Annotated in this window: 1 protein-coding gene; it reads right to left on the reverse strand. The window is 60.5% G+C overall.

What is annotated here, in order from left to right; all coding sequences use genetic code 11:
* A partial coding sequence (locus tag DDR33_RS25380; RefSeq protein WP_449406362.1) for a hypothetical protein occupies positions 1 to 227 on the reverse strand: 227 nt, incomplete at its 3' end.
* Positions 228 to 344 lie beyond the last annotated feature (117 nt).

Consider the following 344-nt stretch of genomic DNA (forward strand, 5'->3'; position numbering starts at 1 on the left):
GTCAGGCCGGCGGGTAATGCGGGACTGATGGTGAAGGCCGGGGTCACGACGATCTTGCGGATCACATTGCCGGTATTATTGCCGACATAGATATTGCCCTGGCTGTCCTGGCAGATCCCGAAGGGCCCGTTCATCCGTACCTGGTCGCCTGAGCCGTTGACGATACCTGCAGCGGTAGTTCCTGCAAGGGTGCTGACTACGCCTGACGGGGTGATCTTCCTTACCATGTTGTTGAGCTGGTCGCAGAGGTACAGGTTGCCGGTATTATCGCACAGGATGGCGTTGGGCCAGTTGAAGGAGGCGGCTGTGCCGGTGCCGTTGGCAAAGGCGGCTGTGCCGCTGCC

Origin of the sequence: Pararcticibacter amylolyticus, from assembly GCF_003130405.1 — a bacterium.
GTDB classification, from domain to species: domain Bacteria; phylum Bacteroidota; class Bacteroidia; order Sphingobacteriales; family Sphingobacteriaceae; genus Arcticibacter; species Arcticibacter amylolyticus.